The following is an 18,496-nucleotide window of genomic DNA, read 5'->3' as shown; positions in this document are numbered from 1 at the left end:
CATCACCATGGCCCTGTTTCGCCTGCCATCCAGTGGACCTGCTGCTCTCGCCCCCCGCGGCAACGGATTGTTGCTGCGCGCGCCGCAGATGTCGGATTTCCTGCAGTGGGCGCATCTGCGCGAGACCAGCCGCGATTACCTGACCCCGTGGGAGCCGATCTGGCCGTCGGACGATTTGACCCGGTCCGGCTTTCGCCGCCGCCTGCGCCGCTATTCCGAGGATATCGCCGCGGACCGCTCCTACCCCTTCCTGATCTTCCGCGAGCTCGACGGCGCCATGGTCGGCGGCATCACGCTCGCCAATGTGCGGCGCGGCATCGTCCAGGCCGGCACCATCGGCTATTGGGTCGGCCAGCCCCACGCCCATCGCGGCTACATGACCGCGGCGCTGCGGGTGCTGCTGCCGACGCTGTTCGGCGAGCTCAATCTGCATCGGGTCGAGGCCGCCTGCATCCCCACCAATGCGCCGTCGATCCGGGTGCTGGAGAAGTGCGGCTTCTCCCGCGAGGGCCTTGCGCGCCGCTATCTCTGCATCAACGGGGTCTGGCAGGACCATCTGCTGTTCGGCCTGCTGCACGAGGATTTTCGCGGCTGAACGCGCGCCAAAGTCAGCTTTTCCTGCCTTTTTTCCTGCCTTGGGATCGCCGATTTTGGCGATATAAACCGCATCACACCGGCGATCGGCCGGAATGTTGTCATGGAGTACAGGCGTTGATGAACGAGCTTCGCTCATTGCGGAATGCGCTGCGGCGGGGTCCGGTGATCGCACTGGCGCTGTCGGTGTCGTTCGCATCCGTCTCGCCGGTCGCGGCACAGTCTCTGACCGACCGCTTCAAGAATCTGTTCGGTGGCAAATCCGACGATGCGGCCAAGCCGGCGCCGGCGCCGGGCCAGCCGGCGGCCGATGACGACATCGATTGCCCGCAGGTCACGGTGCGCGCCGGAGCCTCCACCTATGGGGTCGGGGCGACAGGCAAGCCGGCCGTCGGCAACGACGTGCGCTTCCAGGCCTCGATCACCAAGATGGCGCGCGAATGCGTCCGCAACGGCGGCGAGATCACCGCGCGCATCGGCATCCAGGGCCGCGTCATCGCCGGCCCAGCCGGCGCGCCGAACACGGTCGAGGTTCCGCTGCGCGTCGCCGTGGTGCTGGGCGGCGTCGGCGAGAAGGTGATCGCCTCGAAAGCCTACCGGACCACGGTCGCGATGTCGGAAGGCGGCAGCGTGCCGTTTACGTTCATTGCCGAGGACCTGTCCTACCCGGTGCCGTCAGCCGCAGTCGCCGACAACTACATCTTCTATGTCGGCTTCGACCCGCAGGCGCTGACGCCCGAGCCGAAGGCGCGGAAGAAGAAGTAGGGCCACACGCTCAGCTGTCGCCGCAATTTCCGCTGTCATCACCCGCCTTGTGCGCAATTGCGCACTGGGGCGAGTGATCCAGTATTCCAGAGACGTCAGTCGTTCACCGGGAGGCCGCGGCGTACTGGATGCCCCGCCTTCGCGGGGCATGACACCTGTGTTGTGGTCGAGGTCTCGCACCAACAAAAAAGCCGGCGCTCATCGCGCCGGCTTTTTGATGGGTGAGGCGTCTGCCCTCAGTTCAGCTTCTGGCGAACCTCGGTGATGCCCTTGGCGAGCAGATCGTCGGCGACCTGGCCCTTGACCGACTGCGACAGGATCGTGGAGGCGGCCTGGACGGCGGCTTCCGCGGCTGCGGCGCGAACATCGGCCAGCGCCTGCGCCTCGGCGAGCGCAATCTTGCTCTCCGCGGTCTTGGTGCGGCGGGCGACGAAGTCTTCCATCTTCGCCTTGGCCTCGGTCGCGATGCGCTCGGCTTCGGACTTGGCGTTGGCGATGATGTCGGCGGCCTCGCGCTCGGCCGAGGCACTGCGCGCCTTGTAGTCGGCGAGCACCTTGGCGGCTTCCTGCTTGAGGCGCGTCGCGTCGTCGAGCTCGGCCTTGATGCGCTCGGCGCGATGGTCGAGCGCGGTCATCGCCGACTTGAAGACCCCGAGATAGCCGAACACGACCATCAGGATCACGAAGGCGACGGCGACCCAGGTTTCAGGATCGAAGAACATCTCGACTAACCCTTCAAGGACGCGTCAACGGCAGCACTGACCGAGGCCGCATCCGGAACAACGCCGGTGAGCTGCTGGACGATGGTGCCTGCCGCATCGGCCGCGATGCCGCGGACGTTGCTCATGGCGGTCGCGCGGGTCGAGGCGATGGTCTTCTCCGCCTCGGCGAGCTTGGCCGCCAGCTGCTCTTCCAGGGCCTTGCGCTCGGCGTCCGCCTGCGCATTCGCCTTGTCGCGGGATTCGTTGCCGATCGCCTGTGCCCGCGAACGCGCCGAAGCGAGCTCGCCTTCATAGGCCTTCAGCGCCGCCTCGGACTGATCCTTCAGCTTCTGCGCTTCGGCGAGGTCACCCTCGATCTTGTTCTGACGCGCTTCGATCGCGCCGCCGACCTTCGGCAGAGCGAGCTTGGACACGATCACGTAAAGCAGGACGAAGAAGATCGCGAGCGACACCAGCTGTGAAGCAAAAGTGCTGCTCTCGAACGGCGGAAAGCCGCCGCCGTGATGACCGCCATCGGCTTCGGTGTGGGCGCCCGCCGCCGGTTCTTTTGCCCCGCCATGACTCTCGGCCATGGAGTACTCCTGTTGCTGTCACGCGCCGCTTCGGATGAAGCGGCGCGAAAGAAGTCGTTCTTAGAAAACGAACAGCAGAAGCAGCGCGATCAGCAGCGAGAAGATGCCGAGCGCTTCGGTCACGGCGAAGCCGAAGATCAGGTTGCCGAACTGGCCCTGAGCGGCCGACGGGTTGCGAACGGCTGCGGCGAGGTAGTTGCCGAAGATCACGCCCACGCCGACGCCCGCACCGCCCATGCCGATGCACGCGATGCCCGCGCCGATAAGTTTTGCTGCTGCCGGATCCATTTTAGACTCCTTGGAAGAAAGATTGGGTTGTGGGTGGAAATTCCCCGGACCGCTCAGTGTCCCGGATGAATGGCGTCGTTGAGATAGATGCAGGTCAGGATCGCAAACACATAGGCTTGCAGGAACGCGACCAGGATCTCGAGGGCGTAAAGCGCGATCGTGAGCGCCAGCGGCAGCACGCCGCCGACCCAGCCGAGGGCGCCGAGGGAGAAGCCCAGCATGGCGACGAAGCCCGCGAACACCTTCAGCGCGATGTGGCCGGCCAGCATGTTGGCGAACAGACGAATGCTGTGCGAGACCGGGCGCAGGAAGAACGACAGGATTTCAATGAACATGACCAGCGGCAGGATGTAGCCGGGGACGCCATGCGGAACGAAAATCGAGAAGAATTTCAGGCCGTTCTTGGCGACGCCGTAGATCAGAACGGTGAAGAAGACCAGCAGCGCGAGTCCTACGGTAACGATCAGGTGGCTTGAGATCGTGAAGGTGTAGGGGATGACGCCGACCAGGTTCGAGACGCAGATGAACATGAACAGCGAGAAGATCAGCGGGAAGAACTTCATGCCTTCCGCGCCGGCCGTCGAACGGATGGTCGAGGCGACGAATTCGTAGGAAATCTCGGCGACCGACTGGAGGCGCCCGGGAACCAGCTGCGTGCCGCTGGCAAGCATCAGGATCGAGATGATGGCGACGGCCACCAGCATGTAGAGCGATGAATTGGTGAAGGCGATCGTATGATTGCCGATATGGCCGATCGTGAAGAGAGGCTCGATGTTGAACTGGTGGATCGGATCGATTTTCATCGGCGCGGCATCTCTTGGTCTGCCGGGCTAGCCGGCGTGTCTCGGTCTGCCGGCCGGGCCGGCCCGCACCGGCGGAGCCGGTGCGAAAATTCCTCTCCTGTCCGGATCGGCCTTAAGAACCACCGCGCCTGTTCTGACCCGCGCCCGCCGATCTCACCACATTCACCACGCCGGCCACGAAGCCCAGCAGCAGGAACACGATAAATCCGAAAGGCGACGTCGACAGCAAGCGGTCGAACCCCCAGCCAATCCCCGCTCCGACAGCGACACCGGCGACCAACTCGGAGGATAACCGAAAACCAAGCGCCATCGCCGAGGCTCTGGCCGCTCCGTCTCCACCGTCACCTGCGGGTTGCTCGGTCTTGATCTTGCGGTCGCGAAATTCGGACAACCGCTTATCAAGACTTCCGAGCCGTTCGGAAAGCGCAGCTTCCTCGGGCGATCTATCGCGATCTCCATTCTCGCCGTGTCCCGTGTCTTGAGCCATGCCACGAAGACCAGAAACGCCGCGGTTGAATGGAAATTACGCCCGCCACCCTCAAAAGCCGCGCGGACCATACTGACCGCTCATAATCAAGTCAAGCCAAGTCACGATCGCGTCGTGTTCGTTTATGTATCTGATTTGATTGGTGATATTGGCTTTTGCGCCAGCGCTGCACACAGCGTGACGCCGCACCGCAGCAGCTCTCCGCGCGATCTGCCGACAGGACCGACATTTCGCCGTGGCTTCGGGATCAAAGGAGGTGCCGCCATCGTTGATTCCGCGGATGCGGTTTTGGCGGCGGATTCGAACGCGCGGGCGGTGCGCCGTCGCCCGCCGGGGTGTAGAATTTCGGGATGTGCCACCTGCGCGGCGTGGCGGAGAGCGCGATGAGACCGGCGAAATCATCCACAACATCATGGTGTGCTGCGGCGATCGTTGCCGTGATGACGGTCAGTAGCGGCCTGGTTGCCGCGCAATCGGCACCCGACGGGGAAAACGGCCGCTACAGCATGACCCCGATTCCCGAGGGCGTCTTGCGGCTTGACACCCGCACCGGCACGGTCTCGACCTGCACCAAGAATGGCGCCGGCTGGGCCTGCTACGCCGTGCCTGACGAGCGCTCCGCGCTCGATGCCGAGATCGGCCGCCTCCAGGCCGAGGTGGAGAAGCTGAAGGGGCAGATCGCCGCCGGTCCGACCGTTTCCGGCAAGATCGACGAGGCCTTGCCGAAATCGGATTCCCTGAAGAAGGGCGAGCCCAAGGTCGCGGAGGGGGATCGCAAGCTCGAGATCCCGCTGCCCAGCGACCAGGATCTCGATCGGGCGATGTCGTTCCTGGAAAAAGCGTGGCGCCGGCTGATCGACATGGCCAACCGCGTGCAGAGGGACGTGTCGGGGAAGATTTGATCTATCCACATGCCCACCCTACGGCAGCGTTCGAGTTGAGAGACGTTTGATGACATCCGCCAAATCCGTCACACGCTCGGCGCCATCGACCGTGCAGGCCACCGCGATCGTGTCCTCGCTGCTCACCGTGCAGACGCCCGGCCGCGGCTTCACAGATTTCACCAGCGAGGTGGCGAAGTTCATCAACGAGGCCCGCGCAGGCGAGGGCGCGTTGACGCTGTTCATCCGTCACACCTCGGCGTCGCTGACGATTCAGGAGAGCGCCGACCCTTCCGTGCTCGCCGATCTCACCACCGCGCTGTCACGGCTGGCGCCGGATAACGTGCCGTGGACACATGATACCGAAGGGCCTGACGACATGCCCGCGCACGTCAAGACGATGCTGACGCAGACATCGCTGCACGTGCCGGTGCTGGGTGGCAGGCTCGCGCTCGGCACCTGGCAGGGGATCTATCTGGTCGAGCATCGCGCACGTCCGCACCGGCGCGAAATCGTGCTTCAGTTCATCGGCAGCAACAAGTAGCGCTGCCAGAAAAGCAAACCGGCCGCGGATCGCTCCGCGGCCGGTTGTTTTGTCAGTGTCTGCGTAGCGACTTACATCTTGGTGATGTCGACGTCCTTCGTCTCGGGGACGAAGAGGAAGCCGACCACGGCCGTGATCAACGCGAAGACCACCGGATACCACAGGCCGGAGTAGATATCGCCGGTCGAGGCGGTGATAGCGAAGGCGGTCGCCGGCAGCAGGCCGCCGAACCAGCCGTTGCCGATGTGATAGGGCAGCGACATAGAGGTGTAGCGGATGCGGGTCGGGAACAGTTCGACCAGCATGGCCGCGATCGGGCCGTACACCATGGTGACGTAGATCACGAGGATGAACAGCAGCCCGATGACGGCCGACACCTGCGGACGGAAGATGTCGAAGGGGTGCGCCATCTTGATGATGCCCGCGTCCCCTACCTTCGGATAGCCCGCCGCCTGTACCGCCGCGGTGATCGCGGGGTTCGATGTTTTGGCATCGGTGTAGGGCACTTCCTTGTCGTTGACCGTGATCTTCACCGCGCCGGCCGGTCCCGGAACGGTGGAGTACTTCACCGACGATTGGGCGAGGAAGGCGCGTGCCGTGTCGCAAGGCGCCGTGAAGACGCGGGTGCCGACCGGGTTGAACAGATCGCCGCAGCTTGCGGGATCCGCCACCACCTGCACCTTGACCGTTTCATAGGCCTTTTCCAGCGCCGGGTTGGCGTTGGAGGAGATCATCTTGAAGATCGGGAACAGGGTCAGTGCGCCGATCAGGCAGCCCGCCAGGATGATCGGCTTGCGGCCGATCCGGTCGGACAGCGCGCCGAACACCAGGAAGAAGCCGGTGCCGAGCAGCAGCGACCAGGCGATCAGCAGGTTGGCGGTGTAGCCGTCGACCTTCAGGATCGATTGCAGGAAGAACAGCGCGTAGAACTGGCCCGTGTACCAGATCACCGCCTGGCCCATGGTCAGGCCGAACAGTGCCAGGATCACGATCTTGGCGTTGCTCCAGGTGGCGAAGGCCTCGGTCAGCGGCGCCTTGGAGCCCTTGCCCTCGTCCTTCATGCGCTGGAACACCGGCGATTCGTTCAGGCGCAGACGGATCCAGACCGAGATGCCGAGCAACGCAACCGACACCAGGAACGGAATGCGCCAGCCGCCCCAATAGGAGCCGGGCGCGCCGGCGAAGGCAGCCTCGCCGGTCGCGGAGCGGGTGAACAGGATCACCAGCAGCGACAGGAACAGGCCGAGCGTCGCGGTGGTCTGGATGAAGGAGGTGTAGTAGCCGCGCTTGCCCTGCGGGGCGTGCTCGGCGACGTAGGTTGCCGCACCGCCATATTCACCGCCGAGCGCGAGGCCCTGCAGCAGGCGCAGGCCGATCAGGATGATCGGAGCCGCGATGCCGATCTGGGCGGCACCCGGCAGCAGGCCGACAATGAAGGTCGACAGACCCATGATCAGGATGGTGACGAGGAAGGTGTATTTGCGGCCGACGATGTCGCCGACGCGGCCGAACACGATCGCGCCGAACGGGCGCACCAGGAAGCCTGCCGCAAAGGCCAGCAGCGCGAAGATGTCACGCGTGGCCTGGTCGAACATCGGCTTGCCGTCGGCGCCGGCGATGGTGAAGAACTGCGTGCCGATGATGCCGGCCAGCGATCCGTAGAGATAGAAGTCGTACCACTCGAAGACGGTGCCGAGGGACGAAGCGAGGATGACGAACCTCTCGTCCTTCGTCATGCCGGTCGACCGTGCCGACGTTGCAGCTAGTGTGGACATCGTGAATGCGCTCCCCGAAATTCGTTTCCTCGCGTCCCGGCTGTCCGGGCATGCCGGATCAACCTGGGTCTTGCCCCCAAGGTAACATCGGCGTGAAACCCGCCCCAATACGACTTTCGGCCTTGCGCACTGACACGCAACTGACGGTGCTGACCTATAGTGCCGCGCTGCGGCGCCCGGCTTGCGGATTAACCCCTTTCCCGCAAAGGAATAATGTGCCCTTGCATGCCACGGCCGGCCGGGGAAGAATTGACCATTGCGCCGGTCCGGACTACTGGCGCTGACGTGAACGACAGCATGAGATCGATGAGCGCTCCCTCCACCCATCTCGTCATTGCCGATGACCATCCGCTGTTCCGCGATGCGCTGCGGCAGGCGGTGGCGGGCGTCCTCTCCACGGCGAAGATCGACGAGGCCGGGTCGTTCGAGGATCTGACCAAACTCCTGGAACAGACCTCCGACGTCGACCTGGTCCTGCTCGACCTCTCGATGCCCGGCATCTCCGGCTTCTCCGGCCTGATCTATCTGCGCGCGCAATACCCGGCGATCCCGGTGGTGATCGTCTCGGCCTCCGACGACAGCGCCACGATCCGGCGCTCGCTCGATTTCGGCGCCTCCGGCTTCATCCCGAAGCGGTTCGGCGTCGAGACGCTGCGCGACGCCATCCTCAAGGTCATGGAGGGCGACGTCTGGGTTCCCGCCGACACCGACCTGTCGGCCGCTTCCGATCCCGACATGACAAAGCTGCGCGATCGCCTGGTGACGCTGACGCCGCAGCAGGTGCGGGTGCTGATGATGCTGTCCGAAGGACTGCTCAACAAGCAGATCGCCTACGAGCTCGGCGTCTCCGAGGCGACCATCAAGGCGCACGTCTCGGCCATCCTGCAGAAGCTAGGCGTCGAGAGCCGGACCCAGGCCGTGATCGCCGCGGCAAAGATCGCCGGCGGCCAGTGGAGGCAGGGTACGCCGACGGGGTAGGGCGCTTACTCTTTAGTTCGCGAATGTCCCTGGCTGGCGGGGAAGTAAATCCTATATCCTCTGGGAGAACCCATCCGCAGGAGCCCGCGATGCTCGGTTCGATAGTGTTCGCTTTGGTTGTTGTCGCCTTGATGATTTGGTGCGGGCGCGTAACGGCCAATTTCGCGGAAGAGAGAGGCCGGTCGAGACGCGTTTGGTTCCTCTGCGGAGCGCTATTCTTCCCCCTCTTCCCGGCTCAATGGTTCGTCTTGGGGCTACTACCCAAAAAGTAAGGGCGCCTCAGTTGGCGGCTTCCTGGGTCCCGGCTCTGCGCAGCAGCGTTTCACGCTGCGGCGCGTCCGGGACACGAGAGACCTACAGGCTCTCCAAAATCTCGTTGGCCACTCGGATGTCCGCCGTCGCGGAGCCCGCGACGTATCCTTCGAGCGCGGATTGAAGCAACAGTTTCGCGTCCTCGCGCCGCCCGCGCTTGCCGATCAGCATTGCGAGATCAATCGCTGCGCGCAGCTCCCAGGCTTTCGCGCCCGCGCGGCGGCTCTGTTCCAGCGACTGCTGGAGAAGGTCCTCCGCTTCCTCGATGTTCGGCTGTGGCCGCGAGAGCAGGACCTTGCCCTTCATGCGCAGCAGCTCGGGCATGTACAGATGATCTCCGCTCCGTTCGACCAGACGGATCGCGTCGTCGACCAGATGCGCGCTTCTCTCGATTTGTCCGAGCGCGAGATGCCCCTGCACCAGCGCGATGTTGAACGTCGTGGTGAGCAGCTCGTAGCCGGACTCGTGGAGTTCCTGCAGGCAGCGCTCGATCGTCGCGACACCGCTCTCTGCGTCGCCGCGCCGGATCGCGAGCTCGCCTTTGACGCCTCGGCCGGCCGCGAGATAGGGTCCCATCGAGCGCGAATAGGCGTGCGCGATGAAGCGGTCGATGTTCTCGTCCGCAGCGGCGAGGTCACCGGTCCAGAGGTCGATCGAGACAGCCCAGATCAGCGCGATGCAGAGCGTGATCGGATGATCCATCTGTGCGGCCTCGGCAACGGTCTGTTGCGCCAGCTGCCGTGCCTGCTCGGGGCGGCCCTGCAACCACAGCTCGCGCGCCAGCGAGATGCCGGCCCGGTTGCGATGGTCAAAGCCATAGACCGTGCTGATCCGCTCCGTGCCGGGCCCGCGCCAGGCCGCCTCCAGCATCTTCAGCGCGTCGCGATGCGCGCCGTCCAGATGCAGCGAGACGCCGAGCAGGGACTGCGCAAGCGCAAGCGACGCAGGATCGCCCAGTGCTTCGGCGACGACGAGGCTCTGTTGCGCATAGTCGAGCGCAGCCTCGAACTGACCGATGCGCTCGTGGAAGATGTGCATGCGGCCGAGCAATTGCAGCTGGTTCGGCGCATCGCCGAGCGTTTCCGCGATGGCAAGCGCCCGGGTCAGGGCGTTGCGCGCGGCTTCGCTGCCGCCGCGCGTGAACATCAGGGTCAATCCGAGCGCGGCCTGCAGATGCATCTCGTCTGCGCTGCCGCGCGAGGCGGAATCGATCGCCGCCAGCGCCCGCTCGGACCAGCGCCGGCATTCGGTCAACAGGGACATCGCGAGGAAGATGGGCGCTGCAGCCGCCGCGAGCGCAATGCCGATGCCGACATCGCCGGCGGGGCCAAAGCACCAGTCGAGCGCGGCGCGTACGTTGTGGAGCGCCGAGAAATGGATGGCGCGCTCATCGGCGCTTGGTACCGTCGCCCATTTGGTGCCGGCCTGTTGCAGCCATCGCCTGTAATAGGCGGCGTGGCGGGCTGCGAGGGCCGATCCGTCGTCCTCGATCGCGAGCAGATAGGCGCGCGTGGTGTCGAGTAGGCGGTAGCGCATCATGGCGCCGATCGGCCGCGGCGCAACCATCGATTTGGCGACCAGGCTGTCGATGGCGTCGAACAGACGCGAGCGGTCGACCTGCTCGTCAGGCACGACCTCGAGCGCGGCGTCGATGGTGAAATGCCCGGCGAAGACCGCGAGCCTGCGCAGCACCAGGCGTTCCAGCTCGGACAGCAGTTCGTAGCTCCAGTCCAGCGTGGCCTGCAGCGTCTTCTGTCGCGGCGGCGCGGTGCGCTGACCCTGCCAGAGCAGGTTAAGGCGCTCGTCAAGCAGCATCGCTGTCTGCTCCAGGCCATAGGCTTCGACCCGGCCGGCTGCGAGCTCGATCGCGAGCGCCATGCCGTCGAGCTTGCGGCAGATTCGCGCGGCAATGGCGGCATTGGCATCGTCGAGCACGATCTGGGCGCCGCCGGCTTTTGCGCGTTCGAGGAAGAGTTCGAACGCGGGATAGGTCCGGGCGATCGCGGCCGTCAGTCCGGACTCATCGGGCGGCACGCCAAGCGGCGCCAGCCGGTAGACCTGCTCGCCCTCGACGCGCAGCGCCTCTCGGCTGGTGGCGAGGATATGGACCTGCGGCGCGGCTTGAAAGATCTCGGCTGCGAGCGGTGCTGCCGCCGCAATCACATGCTCGCAATTGTCCAGCACCAGCAACATGCGCTTGTCGCGCAGATGCGCGAGCAAGGCCGGCATCGGATCGTCGGCCTGGGCCGGCAGTCCGAGCATCAGCAGCAGCGAGGTGATCACCAGATCGGGATCGCTGAGTGCGGCAAGATCAACGAAGTGTGCAGCGTCGGCGAATGTTGCGAGCAGGTCGTGCGCGATCGCGACTGCAACAGCAGTCTTGCCTACGCCACCGGGGCCGACGATCGTGACGAAGCGGGAGGTGATCAGCTTGTCCGATACAGCGGCGACCGCGTCGGCGCGTCCGACCATGCGCTGCAATCGGTTAGGTAGTTTTACGGGCGGCAATTCCGCGCGCGGCGCCAGGCGCGGCTCAGCCCGAGCGCCGATTTGCGAGATCGGCGCCACGAAGCAGTAGCCGCGGCCCGACAGCGTCGTGATGTAGCGGGCGCCGTCCTTGCCGTCGCCGAGCGCCTTCCGGAGTGCCGCGATATGGAATCGCAGATTGGTTTCCTCGACCGCCATCCCGGGCCAGACCAGGCCCATCAGGTCCCATTTGCTGACGACCTCGTTCGGCCGCGACATCAGCGCGATCAGCGTATCGAAACTCTTGGCGCCCATCGGCAGCGCGACGCCGTCGCGCGTCACCAGCCGCTCATGCGGCGTCACGATGAATGGCCCGAACGACAGTGTTATTGCGGCAGGCCCGATCGGCGCGGTCATCACGAAATCTTGCTCATTTGCAGAACCGGATAACGAGCGCGCAGCGATCCGGCAAGGCCACCCTTGCAGCGGCATCAGGCCGCGTTTGCAGGCCTCGCCATCGGGTTCCCGGCCAGCCTCACAACATCTCACAACTCCAAACGGGCGCCCCGCGTAACACGCTGATAGTCAGTTGCGTAACGACGAGGAGGCTTCATCATGAGCCAAACGGAAAAACTGCTCTATACGGCGCGGACCCGCACCGCCGGCGGGCGTCAGGACGGCATGTCCCGCAGCTCTGACGGCCGTCTCGATGTGCGGCTGTCGCCGCCAGGCAGCGCCGGCATCGGCACCAACCCCGAGCAATTGTTCGCCGCCGGCTGGTCTGCCTGCTTCGAGGGTGCGATGGAGATCGCAGCGCGCAAGCGGAAAATCGTGCTTCCAAGCAAAAGCGCGATCGATGCGGAAATCGATCTCGTCCTCGACGAAGGCGCTTACGCACTCAGAGCGCGCCTTGGCGTCAGCCTGCCCGGCCTCGATCGCGATGTCGCGCGCGATCTGATCGATGAGGCGCACCAGACCTGTCCCTATTCCAGGGCCGTTCGCGGCAACATCGACGTCACTGTCGATCTGCTCTGACAATTCCGACGACCATCAACAAGGATCACGACCATGACACAGATTATCGATCAGCATCGCCGCCAGTTCCTCGGTGTGGCCGCCGGGACCGTTGCCGTCGGTCTCGGCGTGATCGACCTCGCGCGCGCCGAGACCGAGGCGCCGCGATCCTCCAACGCCTCATTCGGCGCGATCAAGCAGATCAATGCCGGTGTGCTCAACGTCGGTTACGCCGAAGCCGGCCCCGCGACCGGTCCGGTGGCGATTTTGCTCCACGGCTGGCCCTACGACATTCACAGCTTCGTCGATGTCGCGCCGATCCTGGCGCAGGCCGGTTATCGCGTCATCATCCCCTATCTGCGCGGCTACGGCTCGACCCACTTCCTCTCCAGCGAGACGCTGCGCAATGGCGAGCCGGCCGCGCTGGCCGTCGACATCATCGCGCTGATGGATGCGCTCAACATCAAGAAGGCGGTCGTTGCCGGCTTCGACTGGGGCGCGCGTACCGCCGATATCATTGCGGCACTTTGGCCGGAGCGCTGCCGCGCGTTGGTGTCGGTCAGCGGCTATCTGATCTCCAGCCAGGCCGCGGGCAACGCGCCGCTGCCGCCGGCGGCCGAGCTGCAATGGTGGTACCAGTTCTATTTCGCCACCGAGCGCGGCCGCGCCGGCTACGAGAAGTATACCCATGATTTCGCGAAGCTGATCTGGAAGCTGGCCTCGCCGCAGTGGAAGTTCGACGACGCCACCTTCGATCGCAGCGCGAAGGCGTTCGAGAACAAGGATCACGTCGCGATCACGATCCACAATTATCGCTGGCGGCTCGGGCTCGCCAAGGGCGAGGCGAAGTACGAGGAGATCGAAAAGAAGCTCGCGGCAACACCGGTCATCGATGTGCCGACCATCACGATGGAGGGCGACGCCAACGGCGCACCGCATCCCGATCCCAGCGCCTACGCCAAGAGATTCTCCGGCCGCTACGATTACCGCCTGATCACCGGCGGCATCGGCCACAATCTGCCGCAGGAAGCGCCGCAAGCCTTTGCCAAGGCCGTCATCGATGCCGACGGCGGCGCCTGAGCGCTCGTTCAAGACCTCGGTCCGGCCTGCGCCGGACCGAGGCGATGCCGCGATCCCAGCTTGAAGAAAAGACATGCCGTCCATCGAATCCAAAACGAAAAAATCCTCCTATGCCATGGTCATCACGCTGGCCGTGCTGCTGCTCGTCGTTCTCCTGACCTGCGTGCCCTATCTGGTCTCGATCGCGCTGGCGGAAGGCCCTGCGACGGAAGCTGCGTCGCCGATCTTCGGCGTCACGATTCCTTCGGGCTACAAGCAGTGGGAGCTGATCGCGCCGGCCGAGGAAGCGGCGCCGCTGAATGAGCTGCGTGCCGTCGTCGGCAACCAGACCGCGATCGATGCCTATCAGGGTGGCAAGCTGCCGTTTCCCGATGGCACCATCCTGGTGAAGCGTGCCTGGAAGCGCACGCAGTCCCCCGACTTCGCATCCGCGACCATTCCGGGCGCCGCCACCACGGTCCAGGTCATGGTCAAGGACTCCAAGAAATATGCCGCGACCGGCGGCTGGGGCTTTGGCCGCTTCATCAACGGCAAGCCGGTGGACGAAGCGCAACATCGCACCTGTTTCGCGTGCCACGAAGCACGGGCCAAGGGCCATGACTACGTCTTCACGCGGCTCGCGCCCTAAGGAGGTCTCATCGTGAAGACATGGTTCATCAGCGGCAGCTCGCGCGGGATCGGGCGTGCGATCGCGGAAGCCGCGCTTACGGCCGGGGATCAGGTGGTTGCGACCGCCCGCGGCATCGGCCCGCTCGAGCCCCTGCGCGGACGCTTTGGTGAACGGCTGCGGCTCGCAACGCTCGACGTCACCGATGAGGCGGCCGCGCAAGCCGCGATCGCGCTTGCCGTCGAGGCCTTCGGCGGCATCGACGTGGTGGTGAACAACGCCGGCTACGGCGAGCTCGGATCGGTCGAGGACACGAGCCTGGAGTCATTCCGTCAGCAGATCGAAGCCAATCTGATCGGCACCATCATCGTCACGAAAGCGGCGATCCCGGTGCTGCGCCGGCAGCGCCGCGGACATATCGTGCAATTCTCCTCGGTCGGCGGCCGGATCGGTGCGCCGGTCCGTGCGGCCTATTCGGCTGCGAAATGGGGAATCGAGGGCTTCTCGGAATCGCTGGCGCGCGAGATGGCGCTGATCGGCGTGCATGTGACGATCGTCGAGCCCGGCGGCTTCCGGACCGGCTTTGCCCAAACGGCACATGACACGGACGAAGGGCGCGCGGAGTACGACGCCGTCGTTGGCGCCGCCGTCAGGATGCAACGCGAATACGATGGCCGCCAACCCGGCGATCCCGCCAAGGCTGCTGCCGCTGTGCTGCAGCTTGCTGGCATGGATCATCCGCCTCTGCGGATCGCGCTCGGCAGCGACGCCGTGAACGCCATCGCGGCGACGGATCGGCAACGCCTCGACGAGCTGGAACGATGGCGCGGGCTCAGCGTCTCGACGGATTACTGAACGGCTGCGCGTGCTATTCCGCCGCGACCATCTGCTGCGTCCGCCATTGCCCGAGCAGGGCGCGCAGCGAGGCCGGTTTCACCGGCTTGTTCAGCACCGCGATGTTCTCGTCGCGCGCGGCCATCTGCACGGCGGGGCTGCGATCGGCGGTGATCAGGATCGCAGGGATGGTGTCGCCGAAGCGGCGGCGGATCTCGCGGATCGCGGCAATGCCGTTGCCGCGGTCGAGGTGATAGTCGACCAGCAGGCCGGTGACGCGTCGACCGGCGGCCTCGATCGCGGATATCGCGCCTTCGGGATCGGCGACAGCGATCACCTCGGCGTCCCAGGCCATCAACAGCGTCCGCATGCCGTCGAGGATCGCGGCGTCGTTCTCGATGCAGACGATCAGCGCGCCGGAGATCGATGTGCGCGCCAGCGGTGTTGCGCTGGTCACCGCCGCGGTGAGGGTCACGGCCTTCGCCGTCGGGACCGTCACGGAGAACAACGAGCCTCCGCCGGCATTGGCGTCGATGGCGATGTCATGCTTGAGCACGCGCGCCAGCCGTTCGACGATCGACAGTCCCAGCCCCAGTCCGCGCGCGATCCGCGCGCCCTGCTCGAGGCGGTGGAACTCCTTGAAGATCTCGCCGCGCTTGACCGCGGGGATGCCGACGCCGGTGTCGTAGACGCAGATCCTGAGCGAGGGGCCTTGGCGGCGGCAGCCGACCAGCACGCGCCCGCGCGGGGTGTATTTGATCGCGTTCGAGATCAGGTTCTGCAGCAGCCGCCGCAGCAGCAGCCGGTCCGACTCGACCGGCAGCGAGCAGGGCACGAAGGCGAGGTCGAGGCCCTTGGCGCGCGCGATCGGCGCGAACTCGATCTCCAGCGAGCGCATCAGATCGGCCATCTTGAAGCTCGAGATCGAGGTGGTCATCGCGCCGGCATCGAGCCTGGAGATGTCGAGCAACGCGCCGAGGATTTCCTCGATGGCTTGCAGCGATTCGTCGATGTTCTCGACCAGCCGGGTCTCCTCGCCATTGTGCTGGCGCTCGACCAGGCTCGTGACATAGAGCCGGGCTGCGTTCAGGGGCTGGAGAATGTCGTGGCTGGCGGCCGCGAGGAAGCGCGTCTTGGAGATGCTGGCATCCTCAGCGCTGCTCTTGGCGAGCGCCAGCTCGGAGTTCAGGCGGGTCAGCTCTTCGGTACGGTCGCGCACGCGCTTCTCCAGCGTCGCGTTGGCGCGCTCCAGCGCTTCCGCCGCTTCGAAGGTCGGCGTGACGTCGGTGAAGGTGATGACGAAGCCGCCGCCGGGCATGCGGTTGGTGAGCACCTCGATCACCATGTGCCGTTCCGGCAGGCGTTCGAGATAGGGCTCGCTGTCGGTGGTGTAGGCCACGAGCCGCTGCTCGATCATCGCCTCGCGGTCGGCCTGATCGGCGGGATCGCTGACGCCCATGAACTCCAGGATCTCGCGGAGCGGCGTGCCGAACTGGATGAAATGCGGGGGCACGTTGAGCAGATCGCCGAACTGCCGGTTGGAGCAGATCAGCTGCAGATCGGCGTCGAACACCGCGATGCCCTGGCGCACATGATTGAGCGCGGTCTGGAGGATCTCGCGGTTGAAATGCAGCGCCGCATGGGAATCGTCGAGCAGCTTCAGCGCGGCCTTTGCGGACACGGTCCGCTTGCGCAGCAGCAGCGACATCACGAGGCGGGAGGACGCAGCTCCGATCGACGAGGCGATCAGGTGCTCGGCGTGCTGCAGCAGCTCGAAATCGGCGGGCGCTCCGGATTCCAGCCGCATATTGCGCCGTGCCGAGAACGCCTCGAACGAATGCCGGGCACGATCGGGCCCGAGATATTGCGCGACCGTGGTCTGGATGTCCTGCACCGTGATGGTGGTGCGCCAGCGGCGGAAATTCGGGGCGATGGGCGCGAGCGTGTTGGGCACGAACAGATCGGCCTGCACCAGCTCGATGGACGAGGGCCGCCGTGCCAGCGACAGCAGCACGTAAGTGAGGACGTTGAGCGAGAGCGACCAGACCACGCCATGCATCAGCGGTGGCAGATCGGCGCCGAACAGCGCCTGCGGCCGCAGCGCCTCGATGCCGAACGGGCCGTGCTGGAGCAGCAGGATGCCGGCGGTCGAGGAATCCATGAAGCTCGGGATGAACAGCGTGTAGAGCCATACGGCGAAGCCGACCATCATGCCGCCGATGGCGCCGCGCGCGGTGGCGCGCCGCCACAACAGGCCGCCGAAGAAGGCGGGCGCGAGCTGCGCGATGGCGGCAAAGGACAGCAGGCCGATCGCCGCGAGCTGGGTGTTGCCGAGCGCGCGGTAGTAGAAATAGGCCATCACCATGATGGCGAAGATCGCGAGCCGCCGCGACCGCAGCAGGAAGTCGCCGAAATCGGAGCTGCCGGCGCGTCCCTCGGGCCGTCGTTGCAGCACCAGCGGCACCACGAGGTCGTTGGAGACCATGATGGAGAGCGCGACGCACTCGACGATCACCATCGCGGTGGCAGCCGACAGGCCGCCGACGAAGACGGCAACGCTGAGCAGCCCCGCCCCGCCCTCCATCGGCAATGCCAGCACGTACATGTCGGGGTCGACCGCGCCGAACGGGAAACTGACAAGGCCGGCGAGCGCGATCGGGATCACGAAGACATTGATGGCGACGAGATAGAGCGGGAACAGCCAGCGCGCGCGGCTGACCTCCGCGTCCGAGGAATTCTCCACCACGCTGACATGGAACTGGCGCGGCAGCAGCATGACCGCGCACAGCGACAGCAGCGTCATGGTGAGGAAGTTACCGATCGACGGCGAATAATCGATGGCACGCACCGCCTCCGGCGTCTTCATCGCGCGCTCGATCAATTCGTGCGGCGAGAACATCCAGAAAGTGACGAAGATGCCGGCGGTGAGGAAGGCGACCAGCTTGACGATGGATTCGGTCGCGACCGCGAGCATCAGGCCGTGCTGATGCTCGGTGGCGTCGGTCTGTCGCGTGCCGAACAGCACCGCGAAGGCCGCCATCGCCAGTGTCACCATCAGCGCCATGTCGCCGAGGATCGGGATGTGGGAGAACGCCTGGTCCTCGCTCAGGATGACTTCCAGCGAGGAGGCGACCGCCTTGAGCTGGAGCGCTATGTAGGGAACCGAACCGATGATCGCGATCAGCGCCACCGTTGCCGCCACGGCCTGGCTCTTGCCGTAGCGTGCGCCGATGAAGTCGGCAATCGAGGTGATGTTGTGCGCTTTCGCAAGCTGGATCACGCGGCGGAGCACGCCGGCGCCGAGGCCGATCATCAGGATCGGGCCGACATAGATCGCGAGGAAGTCGGTCGAGGTGCGGGTGGCGAAGCCGACCGAGCCGAAGAAGGTCCAGGACGTGCAGTAGATCGCCAGCGACAGCGGGTAGATCAGCCCGGACGCGCGGCCGGCCTTGGCCTGCGAGCGGCGGTCGCCATGGCTCGCCACCAGGAACAGGAACCCGATGTAGCCGAAGGCGGCAGCGATCACGCCCCAGTCGTGCAGCATGGCGAGCGTGCTTCTCCCAAGGCGCGGTAGCGCCAGATCACATTTTCCCAGTAAATCTAGCGCGTTGGGCGGGGCGAGGCGACAGCGAAATGCCCCAGGCGGGCGGGAACTGGGGTTGTCGTTAAGGGGGCGGTGCTGTCGCTTACCCTCCCCTGGAGGGGGAGGGTCGATCGCGCGAAAGCGCGAGCGGGGTGGGGTGATCTCTCAACATGGGCGGCGTGGCATGCGGA

General features: G+C 65.4%; 17 protein-coding genes. 9 read left to right on the top strand and 8 right to left on the bottom strand.

Going from position 1 to position 18,496, the window contains the following annotated elements; all coding sequences use genetic code 11:
• Nucleotides 1-7 precede the first annotated feature (7 nt).
• Both NLM31_RS41200 and NLM31_RS41195 read left to right on the top strand, forming a co-directional pair.
• On the top strand, nucleotides 8-595 hold the full coding sequence (locus tag NLM31_RS41200) for a GNAT family N-acetyltransferase (protein WP_018316343.1): 588 nt from the start codon (nucleotides 8-10) through the stop codon (nucleotides 593-595).
• A 116-nt stretch (nucleotides 596-711) separates the two neighbouring features.
• Nucleotides 712-1,359 (top strand): hypothetical protein, encoded by a 648-nt coding sequence (locus tag NLM31_RS41195; RefSeq protein ID WP_254195909.1) that lies wholly within the window; start codon nucleotides 712-714, stop codon nucleotides 1,357-1,359.
• Between the two features lie 236 nt (nucleotides 1,360-1,595).
• On the opposite strand, the gene NLM31_RS41190 is transcribed toward NLM31_RS41195, so the two are convergent.
• The 5 genes from NLM31_RS41190 to NLM31_RS41170 form a co-directional block, all read right to left on the bottom strand.
• Nucleotides 1,596-2,081, bottom strand: coding sequence for an ATP F0F1 synthase subunit B (locus NLM31_RS41190; RefSeq protein ID WP_254134861.1), 486 nt, complete (start codon nucleotides 2,079-2,081; stop codon nucleotides 1,596-1,598).
• A 5-nt stretch (nucleotides 2,082-2,086) separates the two neighbouring features.
• A complete protein-coding gene (locus NLM31_RS41185) occupies nucleotides 2,087-2,653 on the bottom strand; it encodes a F0F1 ATP synthase subunit B (protein WP_254134860.1) in 567 nt (188 codons plus the stop codon).
• Between the two features lie 60 nt (nucleotides 2,654-2,713).
• Nucleotides 2,714-2,941: a F0F1 ATP synthase subunit C gene (locus tag NLM31_RS41180; protein ID WP_018643436.1), complete on the bottom strand. Its 228-nt coding sequence runs from the start codon at nucleotides 2,939-2,941 to the stop codon at nucleotides 2,714-2,716.
• A 53-nt stretch (nucleotides 2,942-2,994) separates the two neighbouring features.
• The gene (locus NLM31_RS41175; protein ID WP_254195908.1) at nucleotides 2,995-3,744 is read right to left on the bottom strand and encodes a F0F1 ATP synthase subunit A; all 750 of its coding nucleotides are present in this window, start codon (nucleotides 3,742-3,744) and stop codon (nucleotides 2,995-2,997) included.
• A 112-nt stretch (nucleotides 3,745-3,856) separates the two neighbouring features.
• Complete coding sequence (locus NLM31_RS41170; RefSeq protein ID WP_254134858.1) at nucleotides 3,857-4,231, bottom strand: AtpZ/AtpI family protein; 375 nt, start codon at nucleotides 4,229-4,231, stop codon at nucleotides 3,857-3,859.
• Nucleotides 4,232-4,614: 383 nt separating this feature from the next.
• Here NLM31_RS41170 and NLM31_RS41165 point away from each other — a divergent pair, with 383 nt between their 5' ends.
• Together NLM31_RS41165 and NLM31_RS41160 are read left to right on the top strand one after the other, a co-directional pair.
• Nucleotides 4,615-5,133: a hypothetical protein gene (locus tag NLM31_RS41165; protein WP_254195907.1), complete on the top strand. Its 519-nt coding sequence runs from the start codon at nucleotides 4,615-4,617 to the stop codon at nucleotides 5,131-5,133.
• A gap of 49 nt (nucleotides 5,134-5,182) precedes the next feature.
• Nucleotides 5,183-5,656, top strand: a complete 474-nt coding sequence (locus NLM31_RS41160; RefSeq protein ID WP_254195906.1) for a secondary thiamine-phosphate synthase enzyme YjbQ — start codon at nucleotides 5,183-5,185, stop codon at nucleotides 5,654-5,656.
• A gap of 71 nt (nucleotides 5,657-5,727) precedes the next feature.
• Here NLM31_RS41160 and NLM31_RS41155 read toward each other — a convergent pair whose 3' ends face one another.
• Nucleotides 5,728-7,392, bottom strand: a complete 1,665-nt coding sequence (locus NLM31_RS41155) for an MFS transporter (protein WP_375167565.1) — start codon at nucleotides 7,390-7,392, stop codon at nucleotides 5,728-5,730.
• A gap of 345 nt (nucleotides 7,393-7,737) precedes the next feature.
• Between NLM31_RS41155 and NLM31_RS41150 the strand changes: the two genes are divergently transcribed.
• The gene (locus NLM31_RS41150) at nucleotides 7,738-8,409 is read left to right on the top strand and encodes a response regulator transcription factor (protein ID WP_254134854.1); all 672 of its coding nucleotides are present in this window, start codon (nucleotides 7,738-7,740) and stop codon (nucleotides 8,407-8,409) included.
• A 354-nt stretch (nucleotides 8,410-8,763) separates the two neighbouring features.
• Here the strand turns inward: NLM31_RS41150 and NLM31_RS41145 are convergent, their stop codons facing one another.
• Nucleotides 8,764-11,604 carry a winged helix-turn-helix domain-containing protein gene (locus NLM31_RS41145; RefSeq protein ID WP_254195904.1) on the bottom strand — a complete coding sequence of 947 codons (2,841 nt, stop codon included), beginning with the start codon at nucleotides 11,602-11,604 and terminating at the stop codon, nucleotides 8,764-8,766.
• A 198-nt stretch (nucleotides 11,605-11,802) separates the two neighbouring features.
• On the opposite strand from NLM31_RS41145, the gene NLM31_RS41140 reads away from it, so the two are divergent.
• From NLM31_RS41140 to NLM31_RS41125, 4 genes are all read left to right on the top strand, one after another.
• Complete coding sequence (locus NLM31_RS41140; RefSeq protein ID WP_254195903.1) at nucleotides 11,803-12,222, top strand: organic hydroperoxide resistance protein; 420 nt, start codon at nucleotides 11,803-11,805, stop codon at nucleotides 12,220-12,222.
• A 33-nt stretch (nucleotides 12,223-12,255) separates the two neighbouring features.
• Entirely contained in the window at nucleotides 12,256-13,281 is a 1,026-nt protein-coding gene (locus NLM31_RS41135) for an alpha/beta fold hydrolase (protein WP_254195902.1), read from the top strand.
• A gap of 73 nt (nucleotides 13,282-13,354) precedes the next feature.
• Entirely contained in the window at nucleotides 13,355-13,909 is a 555-nt protein-coding gene (locus NLM31_RS41130) for a cytochrome P460 family protein (protein WP_254134850.1), read from the top strand.
• Nucleotides 13,910-13,918: 9 nt separating this feature from the next.
• Nucleotides 13,919-14,743, top strand: a complete 825-nt coding sequence (locus NLM31_RS41125) for an SDR family NAD(P)-dependent oxidoreductase (RefSeq protein WP_254196346.1) — start codon at nucleotides 13,919-13,921, stop codon at nucleotides 14,741-14,743.
• 13 nt (nucleotides 14,744-14,756) lie between these two features.
• On the opposite strand, the gene NLM31_RS41120 is transcribed toward NLM31_RS41125, so the two are convergent.
• Nucleotides 14,757-18,266, bottom strand: coding sequence for a PAS domain-containing hybrid sensor histidine kinase/response regulator (locus NLM31_RS41120; protein ID WP_254134849.1), 3,510 nt, complete (start codon nucleotides 18,264-18,266; stop codon nucleotides 14,757-14,759).
• Nucleotides 18,267-18,496 lie beyond the last annotated feature (230 nt).

Origin of the sequence: Bradyrhizobium sp. CCGUVB4N (genome assembly GCF_024199945.1) — a bacterium.
Classification (GTDB): domain Bacteria; phylum Pseudomonadota; class Alphaproteobacteria; order Rhizobiales; family Xanthobacteraceae; genus Bradyrhizobium.
Note: the sequence above shows the minus strand (reverse complement) of the source record. Positions and strands in the feature narration are given on the sequence as shown.